The sequence below is a fragment of the Candidatus Oleimmundimicrobium sp. genome (genome assembly GCF_030651595.1).
Lineage (GTDB): Bacteria > Actinomycetota > Aquicultoria > UBA3085 > Oleimmundimicrobiaceae > JAUSCH01.
The window spans coordinates 12216-34949 of the sequence record NZ_JAUSCH010000004.1; the positions used below are offsets into that span (position 1 = coordinate 12216).

27 protein-coding genes and 1 tRNA gene are annotated in these 22734 nt (G+C 35.9%); 26 read left to right on the forward strand and 2 right to left on the reverse strand.

The annotated features are described in order from the left end of the window. The first annotated feature begins 4 nt into the window (after positions 1 to 4). The 24 genes from der to Q7U95_RS00245 all read left to right on the forward strand — a co-directional run bounded on the left by der (position 5) and on the right by Q7U95_RS00245 (position 19501). On the forward strand, positions 5 to 1300 hold the full coding sequence (gene der, locus Q7U95_RS00130) for a ribosome biogenesis GTPase Der (RefSeq protein WP_308751241.1): 1296 nt from the start codon (positions 5 to 7) through the stop codon (positions 1298 to 1300). A gap of 137 nt (positions 1301 to 1437) precedes the next feature. Further along, the gene (plsY, locus tag Q7U95_RS00135; protein WP_308751242.1) at positions 1438 to 2109 is read left to right on the forward strand and encodes a glycerol-3-phosphate 1-O-acyltransferase PlsY; all 672 of its coding nucleotides are present in this window, start codon (positions 1438 to 1440) and stop codon (positions 2107 to 2109) included. After that, positions 2093 to 3139, forward strand: coding sequence for an NAD(P)H-dependent glycerol-3-phosphate dehydrogenase (locus Q7U95_RS00140; protein WP_308751243.1), 1047 nt, complete (start codon positions 2093 to 2095; stop codon positions 3137 to 3139). Before plsY ends, Q7U95_RS00140 begins: the two co-directional genes overlap by 17 nt. Before the next feature lie 314 nt (positions 3140 to 3453). Next, positions 3454 to 3882 (forward strand): helix-turn-helix domain-containing protein, encoded by a 429-nt coding sequence (locus tag Q7U95_RS00145; protein WP_308751244.1) that lies wholly within the window; start codon positions 3454 to 3456, stop codon positions 3880 to 3882. Positions 3883 to 4105: 223 nt separating this feature from the next. Further along, positions 4106 to 4182 (forward strand) — tRNA-Pro (locus Q7U95_RS00150). Positions 4183 to 4526: 344 nt separating this feature from the next. Then, positions 4527 to 5213, forward strand: a complete 687-nt coding sequence (locus tag Q7U95_RS00155; RefSeq protein WP_308751245.1) for a permease — start codon at positions 4527 to 4529, stop codon at positions 5211 to 5213. A 112-nt stretch (positions 5214 to 5325) separates the two neighbouring features. Further along, positions 5326 to 6288 (forward strand): magnesium/cobalt transporter CorA, encoded by a 963-nt coding sequence (corA, locus tag Q7U95_RS00160; RefSeq protein ID WP_308751246.1) that lies wholly within the window; start codon positions 5326 to 5328, stop codon positions 6286 to 6288. Next, positions 6251 to 6808: a CDP-diacylglycerol--glycerol-3-phosphate 3-phosphatidyltransferase gene (gene pgsA / locus Q7U95_RS00165; protein ID WP_308751247.1), complete on the forward strand. Its 558-nt coding sequence runs from the start codon at positions 6251 to 6253 to the stop codon at positions 6806 to 6808. The genes corA and pgsA overlap by 38 nt, the downstream gene beginning before the upstream one ends. A 4-nt stretch (positions 6809 to 6812) precedes the next feature. Further along, positions 6813 to 9311, forward strand: coding sequence for a mannose-1-phosphate guanyltransferase (locus Q7U95_RS00170; RefSeq protein WP_308751248.1), 2499 nt, complete (start codon positions 6813 to 6815; stop codon positions 9309 to 9311). Between the two features lie 9 nt (positions 9312 to 9320). Beyond that, positions 9321 to 10733 (forward strand): phosphoglucomutase/phosphomannomutase family protein, encoded by a 1413-nt coding sequence (locus tag Q7U95_RS00175; RefSeq protein WP_308751249.1) that lies wholly within the window; start codon positions 9321 to 9323, stop codon positions 10731 to 10733. Positions 10734 to 10847: 114 nt separating this feature from the next. Continuing rightward, on the forward strand, positions 10848 to 11576 hold the full coding sequence (locus Q7U95_RS00180) for a DUF881 domain-containing protein (RefSeq protein ID WP_308751250.1): 729 nt from the start codon (positions 10848 to 10850) through the stop codon (positions 11574 to 11576). Then, positions 11576 to 11923 carry a small basic family protein gene (locus tag Q7U95_RS00185; protein WP_308751251.1) on the forward strand — a complete coding sequence of 116 codons (348 nt, stop codon included), beginning with the start codon at positions 11576 to 11578 and terminating at the stop codon, positions 11921 to 11923. The genes Q7U95_RS00180 and Q7U95_RS00185 overlap by 1 nt, the downstream gene beginning before the upstream one ends. Beyond that, positions 11920 to 12615 carry a DUF881 domain-containing protein gene (locus Q7U95_RS00190; RefSeq protein WP_308751252.1) on the forward strand — a complete coding sequence of 232 codons (696 nt, stop codon included), beginning with the start codon at positions 11920 to 11922 and terminating at the stop codon, positions 12613 to 12615. Before Q7U95_RS00185 ends, Q7U95_RS00190 begins: the two co-directional genes overlap by 4 nt. A 2-nt stretch (positions 12616 to 12617) precedes the next feature. Then, on the forward strand, positions 12618 to 14468 hold the full coding sequence (locus tag Q7U95_RS00195; RefSeq protein WP_308751253.1) for a VanW family protein: 1851 nt from the start codon (positions 12618 to 12620) through the stop codon (positions 14466 to 14468). 133 nt (positions 14469 to 14601) lie between these two features. Then, positions 14602 to 15033 (forward strand): ACT domain-containing protein, encoded by a 432-nt coding sequence (locus Q7U95_RS00200; protein WP_308751254.1) that lies wholly within the window; start codon positions 14602 to 14604, stop codon positions 15031 to 15033. A gap of 26 nt (positions 15034 to 15059) precedes the next feature. Further along, complete coding sequence (locus tag Q7U95_RS00205) at positions 15060 to 15479, forward strand: secondary thiamine-phosphate synthase enzyme YjbQ (protein ID WP_308751255.1); 420 nt, start codon at positions 15060 to 15062, stop codon at positions 15477 to 15479. A gap of 34 nt (positions 15480 to 15513) precedes the next feature. Beyond that, positions 15514 to 15738, forward strand: coding sequence for a DUF3006 domain-containing protein (locus Q7U95_RS00210; RefSeq protein ID WP_308751256.1), 225 nt, complete (start codon positions 15514 to 15516; stop codon positions 15736 to 15738). Continuing rightward, positions 15728 to 16900 carry a D-alanyl-D-alanine carboxypeptidase family protein gene (locus Q7U95_RS00215; protein WP_308751257.1) on the forward strand — a complete coding sequence of 391 codons (1173 nt, stop codon included), beginning with the start codon at positions 15728 to 15730 and terminating at the stop codon, positions 16898 to 16900. Before Q7U95_RS00210 ends, Q7U95_RS00215 begins: the two co-directional genes overlap by 11 nt. Before the next feature lie 61 nt (positions 16901 to 16961). Beyond that, positions 16962 to 17225: a hypothetical protein gene (locus tag Q7U95_RS00220; RefSeq protein ID WP_308751258.1), complete on the forward strand. Its 264-nt coding sequence runs from the start codon at positions 16962 to 16964 to the stop codon at positions 17223 to 17225. A gap of 31 nt (positions 17226 to 17256) precedes the next feature. Then, on the forward strand, positions 17257 to 17481 hold the full coding sequence (locus Q7U95_RS00225; RefSeq protein WP_308751259.1) for a hypothetical protein: 225 nt from the start codon (positions 17257 to 17259) through the stop codon (positions 17479 to 17481). Positions 17482 to 17536: 55 nt separating this feature from the next. After that, complete coding sequence (locus tag Q7U95_RS00230; protein WP_308751260.1) at positions 17537 to 17803, forward strand: hypothetical protein; 267 nt, start codon at positions 17537 to 17539, stop codon at positions 17801 to 17803. A 4-nt stretch (positions 17804 to 17807) separates the two neighbouring features. After that, a complete protein-coding gene (locus tag Q7U95_RS00235; RefSeq protein ID WP_308751261.1) occupies positions 17808 to 18269 on the forward strand; it encodes an FHA domain-containing protein in 462 nt (153 codons plus the stop codon). 18 nt (positions 18270 to 18287) lie between these two features. Then, positions 18288 to 19001: a MerR family transcriptional regulator gene (locus Q7U95_RS00240; RefSeq protein WP_308751262.1), complete on the forward strand. Its 714-nt coding sequence runs from the start codon at positions 18288 to 18290 to the stop codon at positions 18999 to 19001. A gap of 32 nt (positions 19002 to 19033) precedes the next feature. Continuing rightward, on the forward strand, positions 19034 to 19501 hold the full coding sequence (locus Q7U95_RS00245; RefSeq protein ID WP_308751263.1) for a Mut7-C RNAse domain-containing protein: 468 nt from the start codon (positions 19034 to 19036) through the stop codon (positions 19499 to 19501). Here the strand turns inward: Q7U95_RS00245 and ccsA are convergent. Further along, positions 19498 to 19950 carry a cytochrome c biogenesis protein CcsA gene (gene ccsA / locus Q7U95_RS00250; RefSeq protein ID WP_308751264.1) on the reverse strand — a complete coding sequence of 151 codons (453 nt, stop codon included), beginning with the start codon at positions 19948 to 19950 and terminating at the stop codon, positions 19498 to 19500. The genes Q7U95_RS00245 and ccsA overlap by 4 nt on opposite strands. A gap of 80 nt (positions 19951 to 20030) precedes the next feature. On the opposite strand from ccsA, the gene Q7U95_RS00255 reads away from it, so the two are divergent. Then, complete coding sequence (locus tag Q7U95_RS00255) at positions 20031 to 20441, forward strand: hypothetical protein (RefSeq protein WP_308751265.1); 411 nt, start codon at positions 20031 to 20033, stop codon at positions 20439 to 20441. Between the two features lie 78 nt (positions 20442 to 20519). Then, on the forward strand, positions 20520 to 21107 hold the full coding sequence (gene hpt, locus Q7U95_RS00260) for a hypoxanthine phosphoribosyltransferase (RefSeq protein WP_308751266.1): 588 nt from the start codon (positions 20520 to 20522) through the stop codon (positions 21105 to 21107). Here the strand turns inward: hpt and Q7U95_RS00265 are convergent. After that, entirely contained in the window at positions 21104 to 22717 is a 1614-nt protein-coding gene (locus tag Q7U95_RS00265) for a Na/Pi cotransporter family protein (RefSeq protein WP_308751267.1), read from the reverse strand. The genes hpt and Q7U95_RS00265 overlap by 4 nt on opposite strands. Positions 22718 to 22734: the final 17 nt, after the last annotated feature.

The following is a 22734-nucleotide window of genomic DNA, read 5'->3' on the forward strand; positions in this document are numbered from 1 at the left end:
CGTTTTGTCTTTGGTCGCAATTGTGGGTAGGCCAAATGTTGGAAAATCTACCATAGTTAACAGAATAGCGTCTGGCCAACCTGCCATCGTTGATGAATTAAGTGGAGTGACAAGAGATAGAAATTACATAAAGACGGACTGGTCAGGAAAATCTTTCACTATAGTGGATACGGGTGGTCTTATTTTTGATGATAAGGAGAATCTCATTGAATCTATTCGACAGCAAGCTTTTCTTGCAGTAGAAGAGGCAGATGCGATAATTTTTGTTGTCGACGGCAAAACTGGCCTTCTTCATGACGATAAGGAGATTGCTAACATATTACGTCAAAAAACAAAACCAATTTTTCTTGTCGTGAATAAACTGGATGATATTAGCAAAGAGCTTGATAAATTTTCTTTTTATTCTTTAGGGCTTGGTGAACCACATGCAATTTCAGCCATGCATGGATTAGGTATAGGAGATTTACTGGATGAGTTGGTGAAAGTTCTTCCTCCGGAAAAAGTGGAGAAAGTTGAAGGGGTTATTAATGTTGCCATAATTGGGCGGCCAAATGCTGGGAAATCATCTATATGTAATCGATTACTTGGGGAAGAAAGAGTAATTGTAAGTAATATTCCCGGAACAACCAGAGACACCATTGACACAGTAGTTGAACGAGGCGGAAAGAGTTATTTGTTTATTGACACAGCCGGCCTTCGTCGTCGGAAAAAAATAAAAGGGGTAGAGTATTACGGGATGGTGCGTGTTCTCAGGGCTATTGATAGGGCCGACATTGTTTTACTTGTTTTGGATTCTTCAGAGGGGGTAACCGGGCAAGATCAAAAAATTGCAGAAATAGCTAATGACAGAGATTGTGGTGTTATGGTTTTATTAAATAAATGGGATTTGATAGATGCCGAGAATCTTAACAATCTCTATCACAGTTTGGAAAAAAAATTAAGATTTATAAGTTATGCTCCCGTTCTTAAGGTTTCCGCTCTTAAAAATAAGGGGATAAGCAAAATTTATCCAATGATAGATAAAGTTGCCAATGAGTATTTTAGACAAGTTTCAACACCCCAGCTTAATAATTTAGTTCAAGCGATAAAAACAAAAGGTCATACGGTATCCAAAGGGAGGAAAAAACTTAATTTATTATATGCGACGCAGATTAAAACAGGCCCACCGACTTTTTTATTTTTTGTCAATGAGCCAAGCTTAATTAATGTGTATTTTAAAAGATATCTGACGTCAGAGGTTCGTAAATTCTTTTCTTTTAAAGGTGTTCCCGTGAAATTGCTTTTTAGAAAAAAGAGTTGATTGTCATTATAAAAAACCCGGTAGGATAAACTAAAAGCAGAGAGGATAAAGAAGATTAATTAGCGAATTTGCAACCGGCAAAATCAAACTTTCGATTGAAAAATTTTAATTTTAAAAAGAAGGGACTTAAGTTTAACGTGAGTATTTTAATAAAAGCATTATTTGTTATTGGTGTAAGCTATTTAATTGGCTCAATTTCATTTGCATTGCTAATTGGGAAAGGTTTTTATGGAATAGACATAAGAGAGCAAGGAAGCGGAAATCTTGGAGCCACCAATACCTTTAGGGTATTGGGCATCACCCCGGGTATTTTGGTGCTTATATGTGATATCCTGAAGGGTGTTGTCTCGGTTGGTCTTGCAAGCTTATTCTTCAGGGACGCGCCCACTCTCTTTAATTCTTTTCTTCAGACTGGAACAAGTTTTGCGAGCTATTCGATGCTGGACTCAACGGTTATTGTAGCCGCCGGGTTTGCTGTTATTGCCGGTCATAATTGGTCTATATTTCTTAGGTTTTCAGGTGGCAAAGGGATGGCCACTACTACTGGTGTTTTACTGGTTATTGCTCCAAAAATAGTTTTTGCTTTGTTTTTAATTTGGCTTATTGTTTTTGCTTTAACAAGATATGTTTCGCTCAGTTCAGTCATAGTAGCTGCTACATTTCCGTTTTTTATGATATATTTTTATCGGGGCAATTATCCTTACATAGCATTTAGTTTAATTGATGCTGTGGTCACAATTTATAAACATAGGTCAAACATGAAACAACTTTTAAAAGGTAAGGAGTCTAAAATTGGCAAAAAAAGTTAATTTATTCAGGTTAACGGAGAAAAAAATTGCTGTTATAGGGGCTGGGAGCTGGGGAACAGCTATTTCAATTCTTTTAGCGAAAAAGGGTTTTGTCGTTTCATTGTGGGCAAGGGATGAAAAGTTTGCCTGTGAAGCACAATCCAAAAGAAGCAATCCACGCTATCTTCCAAATGTGATTTTTCCCGAAAATCTGGATGTATCTTTTAAAATGGACGATGTTGTAAAAGGGGCCGAAGTTATAGCGCTGGTTGTTCCATCGCACGGGATGAGAGAGGTTGTTAAAAAGTTAAAGAGTTTTCTTAAAGATCAAATTATTATAAGTCTTGCTAAAGGGATAGAAGTTGATACTCTCATGCGTATGTCTGAAGTTATTGCTAGTGAATTGCCCGAGAAATTTTTTGAGAAGATTGCAGTTATTTCGGGTCCCAATCACGCAGAAGAAGTAAGTCTTGAAATACCGAGCACAACAGTTGTTTCGGCACATAAAAAAGAAGTGGCCTTAAAAGTTCAAAATATGTTTATGACACCTTATTTTAGAGTTTATACCAATCCCGATATTATTGGGGTTGAAGTTGGGGGAGCTACAAAAAATATAATTGCTTTAGCTACAGGAATGTCCGATGGATTAGGTTATGGTGATAACACCAGGGCTTCTTTAATGACGAGGGGGTTAGCTGAAATGACTCGGTTAGGGTTAAATATGGGGGCTCAATCTTCGACTTTTGCCGGTCTTTCCGGGATGGGCGATTTGATAGCCACATGCACGAGCCGTCATAGCAGAAACAGAAACACCGGAGAAAAGATTGCTAAAGGAATGACATTGGAAGAAGTTACCGCAGAAACAAAGATGGTGGCCGAAGGGACAAAAACTACCAAAGCGGTATACAGACTGGCCGAAAAGAGATGTATTGATATGCCTATTACCAGGGCTGTTTATCAGGTTTTGTATGAAAACAAGCGTCCTCTCAATTGTGTTTCCGATTTAATGATGCGTGGGGCAAAAGATGAATTGAAAGCATTTGGCTACTGATCAATCTCGTTACATGTGAAAAAATACACTGTTTATCCTTTTTAAATTGTTTGTCTTTTTGTTTGCCCAAAGAATTAATTTTTTGTGGGTTATTCTGGGCTCTTAATTCGAGCATTTTCCCTCGCCCTTGATGGAGGGGAGGGTGATGAGGTTTTGCTCTTAACATTTTTAATTTTTCTATTTCGTTTTCATTTTTATTTCTTATTTTGAAATAGCTGATAGAAAATTCGAATATTGGCAAATTGAAAGACGATTAGATATAATGATATATAATTATATATCATTATATAAACTAAGTTATAGTGAGGTTTGAGATGGAAAAGGAAAATAAGCTTTATACTCCAAAACAAGTAGCCGAAAAATTAAACCTTAAGCCCACAACCATTCGAGAATGGTGCAAAACAGGGAAAATAGGTCGCATTAAATTTGGGAAAGAATACCGTATTTCAGAAAAAGATATAGAGGATTGGATTTCGAAAAGAAAAAAGCAGTTTAAGCCCGATAAAGACCTCTTAGATCGGAATTTGTTATGTATTATGCTCTATCTTAATTTAAAGGAAAAAGGCGAAAGTTATATCGCAGATTTATATCGCGCCTACAAGGAAGAAAGTACCGCGAAAAGCATATATTATTTAGACGATATACTTGACATATTAAATAAATATGACGAAAAGATGCCGGGATTAACTGATGATGTTTTCAAATTATTGAGAGAAAATGGATTTTTAAAAACAGAAGATTAGGTGATATAAAAAGCATAACCTCAGTTAAGTAGATATGTTGATTGAGTTGAATAATTGCTCTCTTTGGATGGTAATCAGGATAAATTGTTACATTCATTGTGTAGGGAAATTAACTTCCGGGGAATACAATGCCTAAAATCATCTTGAACGAAAATAGCGGCTTAGATATAATGAGTTCGCTGTTTTTTATTGGCTCAAAAAGGATAATGTAAACTATTGTTATCGGGGCGTGGCGCAGTTTGGTAGCGCACCAGGCTGGGGGTCTGGTGGCCGCTGGTTCGAATCCAGTCGCCCCGACCAAAAAAAACGGTTGATAGTAAAATCAAAAAAAACCATAATATCTACCATTTTTCTCATTTGATGATTGTTTGTCTGTTATTTCTATCGAATTTGTAAAATTTCTTTTCCTGTTTTGTTATTGTAGAATTGAAACATGATGATTGTAGAAATATTAAAAAATACATGGGTCTTCACTTTAATGGCTTTACCTTGGCTGGCAGTTGGGTATTTATTTGCCGGCTTGCTTAAAGTTTTAATTCCGGTCGGTTTTTTAGAAAAACATATTGGCAGTGGCTTTAAGTCATTGATTTACGCTACTTTAATTGGCATCCCTTTGCCTTTATGTTCTTGTGGCGTGGATTCCCATGGCAATGACTTTAAGAAGGCGTGGGGCGAGCTTGGGAGCGACTATCTCCTTTTTAATTGCAACTCCTGTCACTACTGTAACCACGTTATTTTTGCTTTATGCTTTCTTTGGTTGTAAATTCGTGATTTTAATGGTGTTTACGGGGTTTTTTATAGCCATTCTTACAGGTCTTTTTGTAGATATTTTCGTAGATTCATCGAATGTGGAAGTTAAGAAGAGAATTAAATGCTCTCATTGTGATGTTGTCTGTGAACATAAGCGCTATTTTGGGTTTACCGAGAAGCTCAAAGAAGTTTTTAGGTACGGGTTTTTGGAGATAGGAAGAGATACATTAGGTTGGATTTTTCTTGGTTTGCTGGGTGCGGGGATAATTGCTACCCTTGCCCCTAAAGAAATAATCGGTCATTATTTAGGGACGGGATTTTTGCCGCTTATTTTAATGGTTATTATTGGCGGTCCCATGTATATTTGTTCTACTGGTAGCATTCCTTTTGTTGCGGCTCTTGTTTCAAAAGGTTTAACCGTAGGTAGTGCCGTTGTTTTTCTGATAGTCGGCCCCGCAACCAACTTGTCTACTTTTTTTGTTTTAGCCCGCAAGCTGGGCAGAAAAACGGCAGTTATCTATATTGTTTCAATAATAATGTTTTCTTTAATCTTGGGGTATTTAATTCAATTAATAGTTTAAGGTTGAATGAGTAAAATTATTTTTTATGTATCAGTTTCGGTTTTGAATGTATTTTTAACTACTAGTAGGATTTTTTGCTGTTTTATCGAATTAAAGTTCCTGGAGGGGCGCCATGATTAAAACTTTAGTATATGTTCCAGGCGAGGGGATAAAAGAAGGTGTTCCTTTTGGAAACATAAAAGAGTTTGTAGATAAGGATAGTTGTTCTATCTGGGTAGATTTAGAGGAGCCCACAGAAGACAATTTCAAAATCCTTGCTGACATATTTAACCTCCATCCGCTTGCTATCGAAGATGCTAAAACGAAGTTCAATCTTCCAAAAATTGATGAGCATGTGGGATATCTTTTCATTGTATGGCATGACCTTTTAGGTTCCTCTGGTTTAGATAAAATGGAGACTGCTGAAGTTGATATCTTCTTAGGTAAAAATTTTTTTGTAACAGTTCATGATAGAAAGATGAAAAATCTCGACTTGATTTTCGACCACTGCAAACAAGCCCCCGATTTTATGAGCAGGGGAGCAGAATGGGTTTTGCATCACCTGCTTGATGTGATGGTCGACGGAGACTTCCTTTTGGTCGATAGAATAAGCAACGAGGTTGACGAGCTTGAAGATAGAATATTTGAGGTTCCCACGCAGGAAAATCTCAAAGAGTTGTTTTTATATAAACGTCAGCTTATCACCATACGTAAAATAGCTGCTCCACAAAGGGAAATAATTAGTGTTTTGTTGAGACACGAAACTTTTATTGAGAGACATGCTTATATCTATTTTCAAGATGTTGCTGACCATTTGATAAGAATCGTCGATTCTGTTGATACAGCTAGAGATGTTATAAGTGGAGCCATGGATATCTATTTAAGCAACGTTTCCAACAGAATGAATGAGGTAATGAAGAAGTTGACTATAGTTGCGACGATTTTTATACCGCTTACTCTAATAACCGGTATATATGGGATGAATTTTAAGAATATGCCTGAGTTATACTGGACGTATGGTTATTTTATTGTTTTGATTGTTATGGTGTCTTTTGTTTTTGGAGTATTCATTTATTTTAAATCTAAACGGTGGTGATGATTTCTTGGGAATTGCGAATATCTTGACGATTATCCGATTAATTTTAATTCCCTTCTTTATCTATTTTTTTCTTTTAGGTTATAATTATATTGCTCTATTTCTGTTTACCCTGGCTGCGCTCACCGATTGGCTAGATGGTTATTTAGCGAGGGCTTTTTCTCAAGTAACTAGTTTCGGGAAATTTATCGATCCTCTTTCGGATCGCTTATTAATTATAAGTACCTTGGTTGTGTTAGTGGTAAAGGATTTCTTACCTTTACTTGCCGTGATTATAGTAATTTCGAGAGATTTATTTACAATGATTGGTTATCAGTATATGCAATGGCGCGACAAAGAGGTGCCTGTAACTTACCTTGGAAAAACTGCAACTGCAATCTTGATGAGCTCGATAATTTTAATAATAGCCGGTGTAAATTTTGGGGTTTTGCTTTTTTACTTTGGAGTTTTTCTATCTGTTGCGTCATTTATAGATTACGTTCGAAGAGCAACTTTCGTGTTGAAGTATGAGGAGAGGTGATTTTTTGAAAGCAGTAGTTATGGCAGGAGGCGAAGGTACAAGGCTTAGGCCGATTACAAGTAATCATCCAAAGCCCATGGTGCACATAGCAAATAAACCGATCATGGAACACATCATCGAGCACCTTAAAAAACACAAGATCACAGACATTGTAGCCACTCTACAATTTCTTCCAAGTGTTATTAAAAGTTATTTTGCCGAAGGGGAAGAGCTCGGTGTAAATTTAAGTTATGCAATAGAAGATGTTCCTCTTGGAACGGCTGGCAGCGTAAAAAATGCTGAGGATTACTTAGATGATACATTCATTGTAATAAGCGGAGACGCATTAACTGATATTGATTTAACAAAAGTTGTTAATTTCCATAAAAAAAACAAATCGATGGCTACCATAGCTTTAAAAAAAGTGGAAAATCCCTTGGAGTTTGGAATTGTGATAACTAATAAAAAAGGGCGTGTCGAGCGGTTTTTAGAAAAACCCTCATGGGGCGAGGTTTTTAGCGATACCATTAATACCGGAATTTATGTTTTAGAACCAGAAATATTTAAGTATATTCCCGAAGGTAAACCGTTTGATTTCAGTAAAGACCTTTTCCCCTATCTTTTAAAGAATGGGTTTCCGCTATACGGTTTTGTTGTCGATGATTATTGGTGTGATATAGGGAACATTAAACAATACATCGAGGCCCAGCGAGACGTGTTAGACGGTAAAGTAAATATAAATATGCCCGGAATTAAGATGGGGGATAATATATGGATTGGCGAGGGAGCTTCAATCGGTCCCAATGCAAAAATTTTAGGTCCGGCGATAATAGGCCATGACTCAATGATTGAGAATGACGCGGTTATAGGCAGGTATTCTGTTATTGGGAACAATGCCATTGTTAGAGAAAAAGCTAAAATTTATAGAGCCATTGTTGGAGAAAATTCTTATATTGGTTCAAATGCTATTCTTAACGGATGTATTGTTGGAAGAAACTGCGATGTCAAGAAATCGGTTCGGTTGGAACAAGGAGTGGTTTTGGGTGATGATTGCCGTGTTGAAGATAGCGCTGTTATCAATCCTGATGTAAAAATTTACCCTTTTAAAGTAATAGACGGGGGAGCTACCATTAACCGAAGTATTATTTGGGAATCTAAAGGGACTCGCACCCTTTTCGGCCGCAATGGTGTTTCAGGAATAATTAACATAGATGTTACTCCGGATACGGCTGCGCGGTTAGCTATGGCTTATGGGACTTCGTTAAAAAAAGGGTCTTATGTTGCGGTAAGTAGAGATTCAAACCGGGCTTCACGAATGATTAAAAGGGCGATAGTTGCCGGTCTTGGTTCTGCGGGAATTCATTGTCAGGATTTGAGGATGTCTCCAACTCCAATAAATAGATTTGCAATTCGCTCTATGCGATGTGCTGGAGGAATTCACGTTCATATTTCACATTTTGACCCCCAATTAATTGAAATTATATTTTTTGATTCAAACGGAATTAATCTTTCTAAAGGTGAACAGAGAAAAATCGAACGTTATTTTTACCGAGAAGATTTTAGGCGTGCTTTTCATAACGAAATAGGAGAAACTTCATTTCCAACACTTACTTATGAGTACTATGCCAATGCACTATTAAAAAAGATAAATAAGACCGAAATAAGAAAGAAAAAGTTTAGAATTATAATAGATTATTCATATGGGAATTCTGTTCTGGTATTGCCCCAGCTAATTGGGAAGTTAGAATGTGAGGTAATTTCTTTAAACGCATTCACAGATGAGGATAAATCAACTTTGAGCATTAGAGAGTTCGGGCAATCACTTGAACAATTAGGCAGAACCGTTAATACATTTAAGGCCGATTTAGGTGTTTTAATTGATGCCACATGTGAAAGATTGCTTATGATAGACGAAAAGGGAAACAGGATTAGCTATGACTCGTTATTGCTTTTACTTATTGATTTAGTATCTCGATTTGGGCAAAAAGGTAAAATAGCAGTACCGATTACTGTACCAAGTGCCGCTGAGAAAATTGCCGAGAAAAATAGGCGAAAAATTTTAAGAACCAAGCTAAGCGCAACTGATTTGATGACTACCGCCTTAAGAAAAGATGTTGTTTTTGCTGGAGCGCAAGGCGGACGTTTTATTTTTCCGCGATTTCTTCCAGCGTATGATGCGATGCAATCTCTTTGTTTGTCGCTTGAATATTTAGCAAAAGCAAAGACTCCGATTTCCAAATTAATAGAAGGTTTACCGAAATATCATCTTGCACAAAAAAATACGTTTTGTGCTTGGGAAAACAAAGGTTTGGTTATGCGTAGCTTGTTAGAAAAAACTAAAGGCAAAAAAATTGACTTAACTGATGGTATCAAAATTTTTGAAGATGACTATTGGGTACTTGTGATTCCCGATCCGGAAGAACCAGTTTGCAGAGTTTATTGTGAAGCCGAGTCAGATGAGGAAGCAATGGCCCAGGTAGATAAATATTTGAGCTTAATCAGCAAAATTATTTGCACACAATAAGGAGGAAACATGCGGGACACTATAAAATTTGGGACCGATGGTTGGCGAGCTATCATGTGCGATAGCTTTATCTTTAAAAATGTAAGAATAGTGACTCAGGCGATAGCCAATTATCTCCATAATTGTGGTTTATCCGAAAAAGGGGTGGTTATCGGTTACGATAATCGTTTTTGTTCTGAAGATTTTGCCGATGTTTGTGCTTCGGTCTTAATCGGAAACAAAATTCCTGTTTTTTTAATTAAAGACTCAACACCGACACCTGTCACTGCATGCTCTATAAATTTTTTTAAGGCCGCGGGGGCAATTATGTTAACGGCTAGTCATAATCCAGCAAAATATAATGGCCTTAAGTTTGTTCCAGAATATGCCGGTCCAGCCACTTCGGAAATAACTTCGCAGATAGAGAAAGAAATAAACTTGATTTTTAAAAATAAAAAAGTATTTTTTGATGACACCAAAGGTAATGATTTGCTGCATGTTATCGACCCGGTTGATAGATATTTAGAGCACTTAAAGGGTCTAATTAATTTTGAAGTAATTCGAGAAGCCAAATTGAAAATTGCTTTTGATCCCATGTATGGTTCGGGCCAGGTTGTGATGAAAAAAGTGCTTGAAGAAGCAGGTTGTGAGGTCTATCCAATTAATGATTATCGTGATGTGCTTTTTGGCGGCAGATTACCCGAGCCGTCTTTAGAAAACTTAAGCGAACTTCAGTCTTTAGTTTTAAGCAAAAAAGCTGACCTTGGTTTGGCGTTAGACGGAGACGCGGATAGGTTTGGCACAATTGACAATAAGGGGTATTTTCTTTCATCAAATCAAGGCCTCTCGGTTTTATGTTCATACTTACTTGGGGATCGTAAATCAGACGGTAAGGTGGTTAGAACCATATCAACCACTCATTTACTTGATAAAATTGCGGCAAAATTTGGTGTAAAGTTTGAAGAAACTCCTGTTGGTTTTAAATATATTGGTCAGATAATGCTAAAAGAACCAGTAGTTATAGGAGGGGAAGAAAGCGGTGGTTTGAGTATATTGGGGCATGTGCCTGAAAAAGATGGAATATTGGCCGGCCTGTTGTTTTGTGAGGTTACCGCTAATAAAAATGAATCCTTATCGAATTTACTCGATGAAATTTATTCAGAATATGGACATTTTTATAATTACCGCTTAGACATTCATTGTTCACAAGACAAAAAAACAAAATTGTTGCGCGATTTGAAAAACAACCCCCCTTCTTCGATAAGTGGTTTGAAAGTTAACGAGGTTCTATTGAAAGATGGTGTTAAGTTTCTACTTGAGGGGGACAGTTGGATTTTAATAAGGCCATCAGGCACGGAACCCCTCGTTAGGATTTATATGGAAAGTTGTTCTACAAAGACCCTCGAGAATCTTCGTCAATACGCGGAAACTCTTCTTAATTAAAACAGTATTCCTCAAAATCTCTTTAGTAAGGAGCTATTATATCTTTTTACAATAGGGTTTTTATTGGTTATACTTACTTATTTATTAAATTAAAATTTTATTGAAGGTAAGATTATGCAATTTACAAAATGGCGCATTTCTCTAATGGTTGGATTTATAGTTTTAGGGATACTTCTTGCAACCTCTTTCTATTCACAACAAAAGTTTAAGGAAACCGGTCCATCATCTAGAAAAGAGGGGCTTATGGAATCAGTTGAAGCACTGGAAGTAGAACGCGAACGATTAAAGAATGAGTTGTCAAAAACGCGTAAAGAAGTAGAAGATTACGAGAAGCAAGCCGCTGCCAACGAGGGCATTCTTACGTCTTTTACCCAAGAAAATGAAGAATTAAAAAAAGCGGCCGGATTAACTTATTTGACGGGGACCGGGGTGGAGATAACTCTTGCGGATAGTTCACAACTTCCTGAGTTTGAAAATCCCAATAACTATATTATCCATGATTATGATTTACGTCTAGCCGTTAACGCGTTATTAAGCGGTGAAGCGCGGGGAATTGACGTAAACGGTCAAAGACTCATTTCTACCAGTGCCATTAGGTGTGCGGGAAATACGGTTATGATTAATTCCACTCGACTCTCGTCTCCCTACAAAATTAAGGCAATTGGGGAACAAGACAGATTACTTAAAGCTCTTCAAGAAGATGAAGGTTTCGCGCAGCTTTTGCAAAGTTACGCAAAAGCTTTTGGTTTAATTGTCAAGGTTGATAAAATTTCTGAATTAAGATTACCGTCTTACAAAGGAAGTTTGCATCTTGAATATGCTGAATCTGTGGGGGAAAAGTAATGTTGCCATTAATTGGTTTGTTGATAGGGGTAGCACTTGGTTTAATTTTAAAAATTCCTGTGCCGCCTTCTTATGCCAAATATTTAGGAGTAGCGACCTTAGCTGCCTTAGATAGCGCGTTTGGCGGAATTAGGGCTAGCTTGGAAAAAGAGTTCAATGACAAACTGTTTATTTCGGGCTTCTTTAGTAATACCATTCTTGCGGCTTTTATTGTGTATATGGGAGATCGTTTAGGCGTTGAACCTCTTTATTACGCCGCTATCGTAGCTTTCGGTGTTCGCTTGTTTCAAAATATTGCGGTAATCAGACGTATTATTTTTGAAAGAAAGTATTGGGGACAAGAATGAAAGATATTTTTCATGTTTATAATGTTTATGATCGTTTACAGACGAAAAGGATGCAGGTTGCTATAGCAGTTATTTTTGCTATCATTGGCATGCTTTTGGTGACCCAGCTTCAAATTCAAAGTGGTATCTCTAAAAAATTGCAGCAAGAATCTAAACAAGACCTGGGTGAAATTATTAGAGATTTGGATATAGAAGTAAGAGCATTGCAGGAAGAGAGAAGAGATTTAGAAATAAGACTTGTTAAATATCAGAACGCAACCGAAGACCAGCAATTAATTTTAAATGAAGCAGCTCATAATCTGGAGAATTTAAAGATATTTGCCGGGCTAATAGGGGTTAAAGGTGAGGGTGTTGAGGTGGTAATCGAAGACAAACAACAATTTTTAGACTGTTATGATCTTATAGATGTTGTCAATGAACTTAAAGCGGGAGGGGCTGAAGTTCTTTCAATAAACGGAATACGTATTACGGCTAATACAAGTTTTGCTAATGAATCAGGAGGTCAAATTGTTATTGATAAAAAGAAAGTTAGCCCCTCTTTTATTATTAAAGCAATAGGAAATTCAGAAACGCTTTCTCAGGCCGTTGGTTTATTAGGTGGGATTCAGTATACTTTGACTTCCTACGAAGGGGTGACTTTTGAGGTTGCAAGGATGGAGAGTTTAGAAATACCGCCAACCGATTTTAATTAAATATGGATATATTAAAAGCAATTAAGTTATTTAAAATTAAAAACTTTTTTAAAGCCAACAAGAAAACCATTGTAGTTTTGGCGGCTTCAATTATAATGCTTGTGGCTTTGCCAACTTTGGCAGATGCTGTTATTCATTACGGTAAAATTCACCATGGCATAAAAATAAATGGCATCAACGTCGGTTATCTAACTCCTCAAGAATCCCAAAAAAAGGTTTCTCAAGAGATGGAGCATGTCTTAAGTAAATCCGTTATTGTTCAGCACGAAAACATGGAGTGGAAATTAACGCCCACCGACATTAAAACAAACTTAAATGTTGCAAAAAGTGTCGAAAAAGCCTACAACGTCGGAAGGAAGGGAGGTTTTATCTCTTGCTTTAAGATAAGATTTTTAACTTGGTTTTCGCCAATTGAATCCCCGCTTATTTGTTACACGGATAGTCGACTCATAAATTCTTTTATTAATAATATCGCTAAAGAGGTTGATAAAGAGCCGAGGGACGCGGGTTTAGAGATTAATGGAACAGATATTGAAGTTATAAAAAGTCAAATTGGAATAAAAGTAAAAAAGACAGATTTATTTTCTCAAATTAAAGATAAGGTTGTTTCACTTGAGAACAGGAAAATTAATCTTCCCACAAGTATTTCCCCGGCCGTTGTTGCTGATGATGGCGTTGAGCAGGCCAAGGCGGATCTTGTTAAGATGCTTCAAGCTTCTCTAATCTTAAAATATTCGGATAAGCGCTGGGAAGTTGGGCCTGAAAAAATAGGGGAGCTTGTTGCATTCAACAAGACAGATGAATTTTTTAATGAGAGGAAAAAAGTTGTTCTTAAAGCAGCTTTAGATAAAGAGAAAGTTGAGTCATACATAAAAGAAGTTACCCAGGATATTAGCAAAAAAGCAGAAGACGCAAAATTTGAAATAATTGGTAAGAAAGTAAAGATTATTCCGAGTGTTGATGGGAATAAAATCGATACGGCTGTTGCATATTTAGAAATTGAGAAAGTTATAAAAAGTAATCCACCCCGTGAAATAATTTTAAAGATGAAAACAGTAAAACCAGATCTTGCTACCGAAGAAGCTCAAGCGATGGGGATTAAAGAACGAGTGAGTGTTTTTAAAACTTATTATAGTGCAGGCAATGCTCCGCGAGTGAATAATATTCATTTGCTTGCTGGGACCTTAGATGAAATGCTTGTTGCTCCAGGGGAGATTTTTTCATTTAATGAATTTGTGGGGCCACGGACAACCGAAAAAGGTTATCAAGAAGCGGGAACCATAATAAACGGTGAGGTGGTTCCTACTATAGGCGGAGGGGTTTGCCAGGTTGGGACAACTATATTTAATACAGCATTTTTTGGTGGATATCCAATTATAGAGAGAAGCAATCATAGCTTTTATATAAGCAAATACCCAACCGGAAGAGATGCAACTGTATCCTATGGCGGTCCGGACTTTAGATTTAAAAATGATACCTCTGCCCATATTTTAATTAAAACTTCTTATTCAAATTCCTCTGTAACTGTTTCTTTTTACAGTACGGGTTTTGGGATTAATGTATCGTATGATACTTCTCAATTTTCAAATATAGTTTCATGCCCTATTGAATATGTTGAAGATTCAACTATTAATAAAGGAGAACAGAAAATTGAGGAACAAGGAATTAATGGTTTTGATGTGACCGTATACAGAACTGTTACGAAAAATGGTGAGACAATACGGAAAGATAAATTTTTTAGCCGTTATAAACCCAAAAAAGCAGTCATTTTAATTGGGACAAAGGACAATTTTGAGCAAGAAGAAGATGGTGCAGTTCCAAAAGATTATGAGGAAACCACTTCAACAGCTTAATTTTTAAGAGGAAATTTGTAATTTAAAACAAGGAACTTAAATGAGTTGAGCCGAAGATGATTGAAAGAGGCGCGGGCAAATCAAAAGAGTTATTAATAAATGAAAAGTTTAATTCAATACAAGGAGCAAAAGGGTGAAAGCGAAACAAATTTCGGTTTTTCTTGAAAATAAGTGGGGGAGACTTGCCGAAGCAACAAAAGTTTTGGGAGATAACGATATTAATATTCGCGCTTTAAGTGTTGCCGATACTGCTGATTATGGCGTACTAAGAATGATTGTCAATAAACCAGACAAAGCTTATACAGCTCTTAAAGATAAAGGATTTATTGCAACCAAAACAAACGTGTTTGGAATAAAGATTTCCGATAAGCCAGGTAGTTTAGCAGGGATTCTTGAGGAATTAAAGAAAAAAAGTTTAAATGTAGAATATATATATAGTTTTTCAGAAAAGAGTCATGATTCTGCTATCCTTATTTTGCGGGTTGAAGATATTGATGAAGCGATTAAAACACTACAATCAGCGGGTGTAAAAGTTATTAGAGCTAAGGAATTATACACGCTTTAAATAAAATTATTTTTAGGAGGAGAAAGATGGTTGTAGGTAGAGAAATTTGTTTTTTAACTAAAGGGAATGTAGATATTGTTGATTTAACGCAACAGATAGAAACAGTCGTCAAAGAAAGTGGTATATCAAACGGAATGGTGAATATTTTTGTTCCGGGTGCAACGGGTTCGATAACTACCATAGAATGCGAAGCTGGTTTGTTGGATGATTTTAAAAATATCATTGAAGAATTAATTCCTCAAAATCATCACTACTATAAACACAACAATGATTTAGGCGGACAAAACGCCCACTCTCATTTAAGGGCATCACTGCTGGGTCCTTCACTCACGGTGCCAATTGTAGATAAAGAGTTAACTTTAGGAGCATGGCAGCAAATAATTTTTATAGACTTTGATGACCAGCCAAGAAACAGGTGTCTTAAGCTTCAACTAATAGGTGAATAGGAAGCATATAATTTTAAATAAATTAGGAGATTTGTTGAAAAAAATAGCTTCAATTGACCGATTTGAAAAAGATGTTGCAGTTCTTCTTTTTGAGGGAGTTGAAGGGTCCTATGAATTTCCCAGAAAAATATTGCCACCTGAGTGTAACGAAGGAGACATTATAATAGTAGAAATTGCTCTTAAAGAAAACGAGTCAAAGAAAAGGTTAAAAAAATCACTTAATTTAATTAAGAGATTAACAAATCATAATGAAGAGTAAAAAATGCAAGTTTTTAACATTTATCAAATTTACTGCAGTTATCTTCCTAGCGTTTATTGTTTCTCTTTCTCAGCCATGGCCGGTTTTAGCAAGCGTTGACCCTCTGCAAACTAGCGCTTCTTCAGGATTATTAATGGATGCAGAAACAGGACGAGTTCTTTGGGAAAAAGAACCGAATATTAAGCGTTCCGTGGCAAGCACAACCAAGATGATGACGGGTATTGTCACCATCGAAAACGCTTCCTTTGATGAAATTATTACAATCAGCTCTTTGGCCGCAGATGTTGGTGAGGCGGAGATTTATCTTTCTCCTGGCGAAAAGAGATCCGTTGAAGATCTTTTGTACGGAGTGCTTTTAAAATCGGGTAACGATGCTGCGGCTGCTTTAGCTGAGCATGTTGGAGGAAGCGTCGAAGATTTTGTGAAAATGATGAACGAAAAGGCCAATAAATTAGGGACAAAAAATACTCACTTTATGAACCCGACAGGCCTAGAACAAGATGGACATTATTCATCGGCCTATGATCTTGCGTTAATAGCAAGATATTGCCTGCAAAATGAGAAATTTGCGGAAATTGTATCAACAGAAAAGCACACCATTCCTTGGCCAGATAATCCTTATCCTCGTGTTTTAACGAATCATAATAAGCTTGTTTTAGAATATGATTACATTAAAGGTGTTAAGACTGGATACACCAAAAAAGCAGGTTATTGTCTCGTAGCTTTGGCTACGAAGGATGGTAAAAAAGTAATTTCTGTAGTTTTAAATGCACCGACAAGCGAAGACTGTTATACAGATTCCAAGAAAATTTTAGATTATGGACTCAACGAGTTTGAAATGAGAAAAATTGTGAGAAAGGGAGAATCGGTTGAGTTAATACCGCTTATTGTATGGAAAGATAGATTAAACTTAGTTGCGGATAAAGATTTTTATTTACTGACCAAAAAAGAACATCCTGAATTAATTAAAATCATTTCAGTTAAATACCCGAAACTTCCTGTTTCTAAAGGTCAAAAGATTGGAGAAATACAAATTTTTGATGAACAGCAAGAATTAGGCAAGGTTAGCCTACTGGCTGATAAAAATATTTTCAAAAGTGGTTTTTTAGAGCAATTTCTCGACCACATACAGTCTTTTTTTGAAATTTTATGGAAAAAATAAGAAGTAGTTTTTTATAATAAGAAAAATGATATATACTTAGATATAAAGAGAGGTGAGATAGTTGACCGAGACAAAAGGGTTTTTAAGTCAAGATGACATTCTAATTAATTTGGATAAAAAATCTAACGAAGAATTAAAAGAAATTCTAAGAAAAATAGGCGAAGAAGAAGAAAAGCTCTCATGTCAAAGAAGGATTTTGCATGGGAAAATAGATATAATTAGAGCTGAATTAGTAGATAGGCTTAAGAAGAACAAGGGCGATGTCTCCAAGAAAGATATTGACCGTTTGAGTGAGATTCTTGCTAAAGGTGTAAAAGGATTTTAAGATAAAGAAAAAGTTGAGTGAGGAGGTTTTTATGGCTGACAAAGATACTCAAAGAAACGTTCGTTCTAGCACTAAAGAAGCTTTTCTAACTCCAACGCAAAAGCACTTTCATTCCTTGAGCGAAAAAGGAAACGTGTTTTTTGGCAAACACCAAAACCAGGAGAAGATTGTAAAGAAAGATATCTTAAAAAAATTTAAAGAACGAGAAAAAGGTGTTAAAAAAAGCGAAAAACATGAAGGGAAAGAGGAAACTTAAGTAAAAAAGATGAATATTAAGCATGATTGCAAATATATCAGAGGAGGTAGCAAAGTTGCCGGAAAGTAAGTTTTTTGAAGCAGTAAAAAAAGCGTTTGAAGAGATGAGTTTAAACATTATGGAGGAGAGGGTAATAAATTATGTAGTGAAAGAGCTCCACGCGGGAAGAAATCTCTCCTCAATCTTGCAAGATGCTTATGTGAAAAATAGGGTTGATGAAGAAAGGTTAACTCACATTTTGGGAGACCCGGAAATTTTAAGAGCGATTGACGATGAGCTTAAAAAAGCATTCTTAGAGCAAGATTTCAAATTTAAGGAGTAAAAAAGTGTTTTGCAAAAAGTGTGGATATAAAAACAAAGATTTGGATGAATTTTGCCAAAAATGTGGCTCTCAATTAAAAGAAAACACAAACCCAGAAAAGACAATATCTTTTAAACCCATTACAGATAAACAAAAAGAAGTTGAGGTGGGGATTAATGAAGTGCCTGAAGAAGGGGCACTTTTGATAGTTAAAAAAGGTTCAACTGCCGGACAAAAATTTTTGTTGAATAAAGACAAAATCACGATTGGGAGGCATCTTGGAAGCGATATTTTCTTAGATGATATAACAGTTTCGAGAAAACATGCTGAGATAAATTTTGATTCCGAGGGGGCAATATTAAGAGATATGGGGAGCTTGAATGGCACCTATATTAATAATGAGTTGGTAGAAGAAGTCAGATTAAAGAACACCAATGAAATTCAAATTGGAAGATTTAAGCTGGTTTTTTTAACTAAACCAAGATAGTTGGAAGGTGATGATGAAGTGTTTAGGTCTTCCGAGAGAGATTATGCAACAATTAGCGAAGTTGTTAAGGAGCTTCGTAAAGATTACCCTGATCTTTCAATAAGTAAAGTTAGATATTTAGAGGAAGAAGGGTTGATTAAGCCGGAGAGAACCTCGGGCGGTTATAGAAAATTTAAACCAGTGGATGTAGATAAACTTCGAACAATATTGCGACTGCAAAAAGACAATTTTCTTCCTTTAAATATAATAAAATCCAAACTTAAGTCGCTTTCGTTTGGCAAAGAAGTTTATTCGGATACAGCAGAAAATTTAGCATCATCTTTAGATGAAGAGACTATTTATCAGGAACAAAAAGGGGTAAAAATAGACGATGTTCCCAATATATCTAATTTGTCTTTTGAGGAAATTAAAAGACTTGAGACATACAATATACTTCAACCCGAAGAAACCGAAGAAGGGAAAGTATATAGCTCCGTTGATGTAAAAATAATGAAAATTGTAAAACAATTAGCAGATTTTGGCATAGAACCTCGTCACATACGTTTTTACGAAAATTTTGCCGAGCGAGAAGCTTCTTTTTACCAACAAATTCTCTTACCCAGTTTTAAGCAAAAAAGTGAGGAAGGTAAAATTAAAGCCATGGAGGAACTTTCTGCTCTTATAAAACTAACACAAGAACTTAAAAATTTACTTTTACAAAAGTCCATAAAAAATTATTTTCAAACCTCTTAGGTTAAAATTTCTCTAAAAACATGTTGAAAAATGTGGAAAGACCAAAATTTATCGTTAATCAGATGTGCGGCCGTCTTGCTAAATGGTTGCGTTTAATAGGTTATGATGCAGTTTATTTTAGTGATATCGCGGGTCGAGAATTGATAAATATTGCCAAAAAGGAAAGTCGGATTATCTTAACTCGAGATACGGAATTAATAAAAAGAAGCATCATTGCAAAAGGTATCGTGAAAGCATTAATGGTAAATTCCGACAATTTGGATGTTCAGCTTGCTGAATTGATTAAAAGTCTTAAATTAAACTGTTCCCAGAGTCTGAAAAGGTGTATTGAGTGTAATGTTGAGCTTAAACCAATTCCTAAGTCTGAAGTAAAAAGCGAAGTTCCTCTTCATGTTTATAAAACACAAAATAATTTCAGTGTTTGTCCATTGTGCGGGAGGTATTACTGGAAAGGGACACATTGGAAACATATTCAGAACAAACTTAAAAATATTTGTTAAAGAAAATGATGTAATTTAGAGAATATATTCAATACAAAAATATTAACACTCATGATGACAATCCCGCTTATCATCAGCCAAGAAGAGATGCTGGTCGTATTTTTCTTTTCAAAAAACGATAACCAGCCGATTGTCAGCAAGGTAACAAAATAATAAAACCACAAGATGACAGAACCTATTTGCTTAACATCCCAACTCCAATAAGCTCCCCACAAATTTTTAGCTTGTATTAGCCCTATGATAAAAGAGGTTGTAAAAAAAAGAAAGCCAATAATTAAACAGACAAGATTAAGTTTGTACTGTTTTTTTAAAAAAAAATCCTTTGAAGTGGAGTCTGGACTTGTCTTTTTTAAAATTAAATACAAACCGCTTCCAAGGCCAGCTATTAATAGACTAATTTGACTCAGTGTCGCAAGGATGTAATGTGCAATGCATTTGTCTAGTGTCATAAAGCACCATTTCTTTTTAACTTAATAAAATATTTTATAAGAAAAAATTATTAAGTTATTATAAGATATTGTTAAGGAGGATGGAAGAATTGTCTGATAATTTAAAAGCTTTTGAGAAAAAAGAAGAGGTTGTTTTAAGGTTTATAAAGGCAGATGAAGTTAAGTTTGCTCATCCCAGCGAACGTGTTTGCGCAAGTATTCTTGATTTTTATCACATTCGGTGGCTTTATGAGCCAAAAACATTCCCAATAGAATGGGACAAGAAGGGCAATGTTGTTCAGAGTTTTACTCCGGATTTTTATCTTTCTGATCTTAACTTATATATTGAACTTACAACGATGAATCAAAAATTAGTAACTAAAAAAAACCGAAAAGTAAGAAGATTAAAAGAGTTATATCCCGATGTTAATATAAAGATTTTTTATCAGAAAGATTTCAAAAATCTGTTGATAAAATATGGGTTTCATGGCAGCGAGAAAAACAAAAATTAATTTACTTCTTTGTTCCTAAACACCTTCTATAGTAATATGTATTAAATTTATTAATTTTTTTTGTAAGGAGAAGCTAAATTGGTTGAAAGTTTGCAAGGCAATAATTTAAGCGATGACATTGAGAGAGTTTTTTTTACGAAACAAGAAATTCAAGAGAAAGTTGATTTTTTGGGTAAGAAAATTAGCTGTGACTATAAAGGTAAAGACTTGCTTTTAATAAACATATTGAAGGGTGGGGTAGTTTTTCTTTCTAATCTCATAATGAGTATTGATATAGGTATATCAATAGATTTTATGGCGATTTCAAGTTATGGCCCATCTTCAGAGACCACAGGTGCGGTAAAGTTAATCAAAGATTTAGAAGAAAGCATTGAGGGCAGGAATATTTTGGTTGTAGAAGATATAATTGATACCGGTTTGACGCTAAATTATCTGACTAATAATTTAAAAGCCCGACAGCCCGCAAGTTTAAAAATTTGTACTTTATTAGACAAATCAGTTCGTCGGATTGTCGATATGCCCATCGATTACAAGGGATTTGATGTCCCTGATGTTTTTTTGGTTGGATATGGGCTGGATTATAAACAAAAATATCGAAATTTACCCTATATTGGAATTCTTAAAAAAGAAGTATATTTGGACAAAGATCCGATGTTAAATTATTAAAGTTTTGTTATTTCTCCTCGAGTTGCGTAACCAAGATTATTTGCAAGGTCTCCAATTCTTTCGTAATGATTTATTATATCTAAAAACATGATTCCGGCCTGAGTGAAGCAGACACCATCTTTTAATCTTTTTATGTGTTCAAGGTGAGCATTACGAGCTATCTTGTCAATTTTATTTTCAAGTCTTTGATATTTCTTGGCTTTTTCGGCATCATCTTCCTCGAAAGCGACTACCATATTGCTGTACATTGTTTTAACGTGGGAGTGTATCTTTTGTATTTCATCCTCAGCATTTTTGGAAAATGGGATTTTTTCAATGTTTTTTTCGTCAACAATTTTCATGATATTCTCAGCATGGTCACCGATTCTTTCAACGTCATTCACAACATGCATAAGAATAGTAAATCTTCTTGATTGCTCGGGGCTCATTGAGCTTTGAGAAACCTTAGTAAGGTATTTTGTTATTTCGGCTGCTAAATTATCAACAGCTTCTTCTCTTTGCTCAACGTGTTTTCTTGAATTCTTCTTTGGATTAAACATAATCTCTAAATCATAATCGATCATTTCAAGAGTTAAGCGAGCCATTCGGGCAATCTCTTTAGTTGTTTGTCCTAGCGCGAACGATGGAGCGTTTAAAATATGAGGGTCTAAATAAATGGTTTTCCGCTCAACAATTACTTCTTCCCCGGGTACCAGAATGGTAACCACTTTTGAAAATAGGCCAACCAGAGGTAACCCTATCAAGGTACACATTATATTTAATGATGTTTGAGCATTGGCTATTTGTCTGGCGATATTAGTGGAGGTAAAAGTTGCCATTTTAATAAAGAACGGTAAGATAGTTAAGAATATTACAGTTCCAAGAACATTAAACATTAAATGAGCTACGGCGGACCGCCGGGCAGCAAGTGATGTGCCAATGCTTGCCAGCATGGCTGTTATACAAGTACCGATTTCTGCTCCCAAGACAATGGGAATTGCGGAATTAATGGTAAGCAAGCCGGATGTTGCGGCAGCGATAACGAGGCCCATTGTGGCGCTGCTGCTTTGAATTACAGCTGTAATAAGCATTCCGGCAAGTACTCCTAAAAGTGGTTTTTGGCCAAAATTAGTTAGAAAGGCAATCAATTCGGTGCTTTGTTTTAATGGAACCACAGCATCCTTCATAAGGTTAAGACCGAAGAAAAGTAAACCAAATCCTAAAATTGTTTCTCCGATAAATTTAAAAAGTTTTCGTTTGCTAAAAAAAGTTAAGGCAAAACCAATTGCGATAGCAGGAAGCGCAAATCGGTCAATTTTAAATGCAATCATCTGAGCGGTAATAGTGGTTCCTACGTTTGCTCCCATAATTACGCCAATTGCTTGCTGAAGGTTCATTAACCCCGCATTTACAAAGCCGACCAACATAACCGTGGTAGCGCTACTGCTTTGAATGAGAGCTGTTACGCCAGCCCCAACCATAGCCCCTCGCCATGGTTTGGTGGTTAAAACTTCCAATACTTTACGCATTCTATCGCCGGCTATTTTTTGGAGTCCGTCTCCCATTTTTTGAATTCCGTAGATAAAAAGGGCTAATCCTCCAACTAAACTCATAACTATTTGAGCGTTCACTTTGCCTCCAACTTGTT

Coding starts and splice junctions, on each gene's coding strand:
- Q7U95_RS00145 (WP_308751244.1), top strand. CDS start 3,454: ATGGAAAAGGAAAATAAGCTTTATACTCCAAAACAAGTAGCCGAAAAA.
- Q7U95_RS00155 (WP_308751245.1), top strand. CDS start 4,527: ATGGCAATGACTTTAAGAAGGCGTGGGGCGAGCTTGGGAGCGACTATC.
- corA (WP_308751246.1), top strand. CDS start 5,326: ATGATTAAAACTTTAGTATATGTTCCAGGCGAGGGGATAAAAGAAGGT.
- Q7U95_RS00175 (WP_308751249.1), top strand. CDS start 9,321: ATGCGGGACACTATAAAATTTGGGACCGATGGTTGGCGAGCTATCATG.
- Q7U95_RS00180 (WP_308751250.1), top strand. CDS start 10,848: ATGCAATTTACAAAATGGCGCATTTCTCTAATGGTTGGATTTATAGTT.
- Q7U95_RS00185 (WP_308751251.1), top strand. CDS start 11,576: ATGTTGCCATTAATTGGTTTGTTGATAGGGGTAGCACTTGGTTTAATT.
- Q7U95_RS00190 (WP_308751252.1), top strand. CDS start 11,920: ATGAAAGATATTTTTCATGTTTATAATGTTTATGATCGTTTACAGACG.
- Q7U95_RS00195 (WP_308751253.1), top strand. CDS start 12,618: ATGGATATATTAAAAGCAATTAAGTTATTTAAAATTAAAAACTTTTTT.
- Q7U95_RS00205 (WP_308751255.1), top strand. CDS start 15,060: ATGGTTGTAGGTAGAGAAATTTGTTTTTTAACTAAAGGGAATGTAGAT.
- Q7U95_RS00215 (WP_308751257.1), top strand. CDS start 15,728: ATGAAGAGTAAAAAATGCAAGTTTTTAACATTTATCAAATTTACTGCA.
- Q7U95_RS00225 (WP_308751259.1), top strand. CDS start 17,257: ATGGCTGACAAAGATACTCAAAGAAACGTTCGTTCTAGCACTAAAGAA.
- ccsA (WP_308751264.1), bottom strand. CDS start 19,950: ATGACACTAGACAAATGCATTGCACATTACATCCTTGCGACACTGAGT.
- Q7U95_RS00255 (WP_308751265.1), top strand. CDS start 20,031: ATGGAAGAATTGTCTGATAATTTAAAAGCTTTTGAGAAAAAAGAAGAG.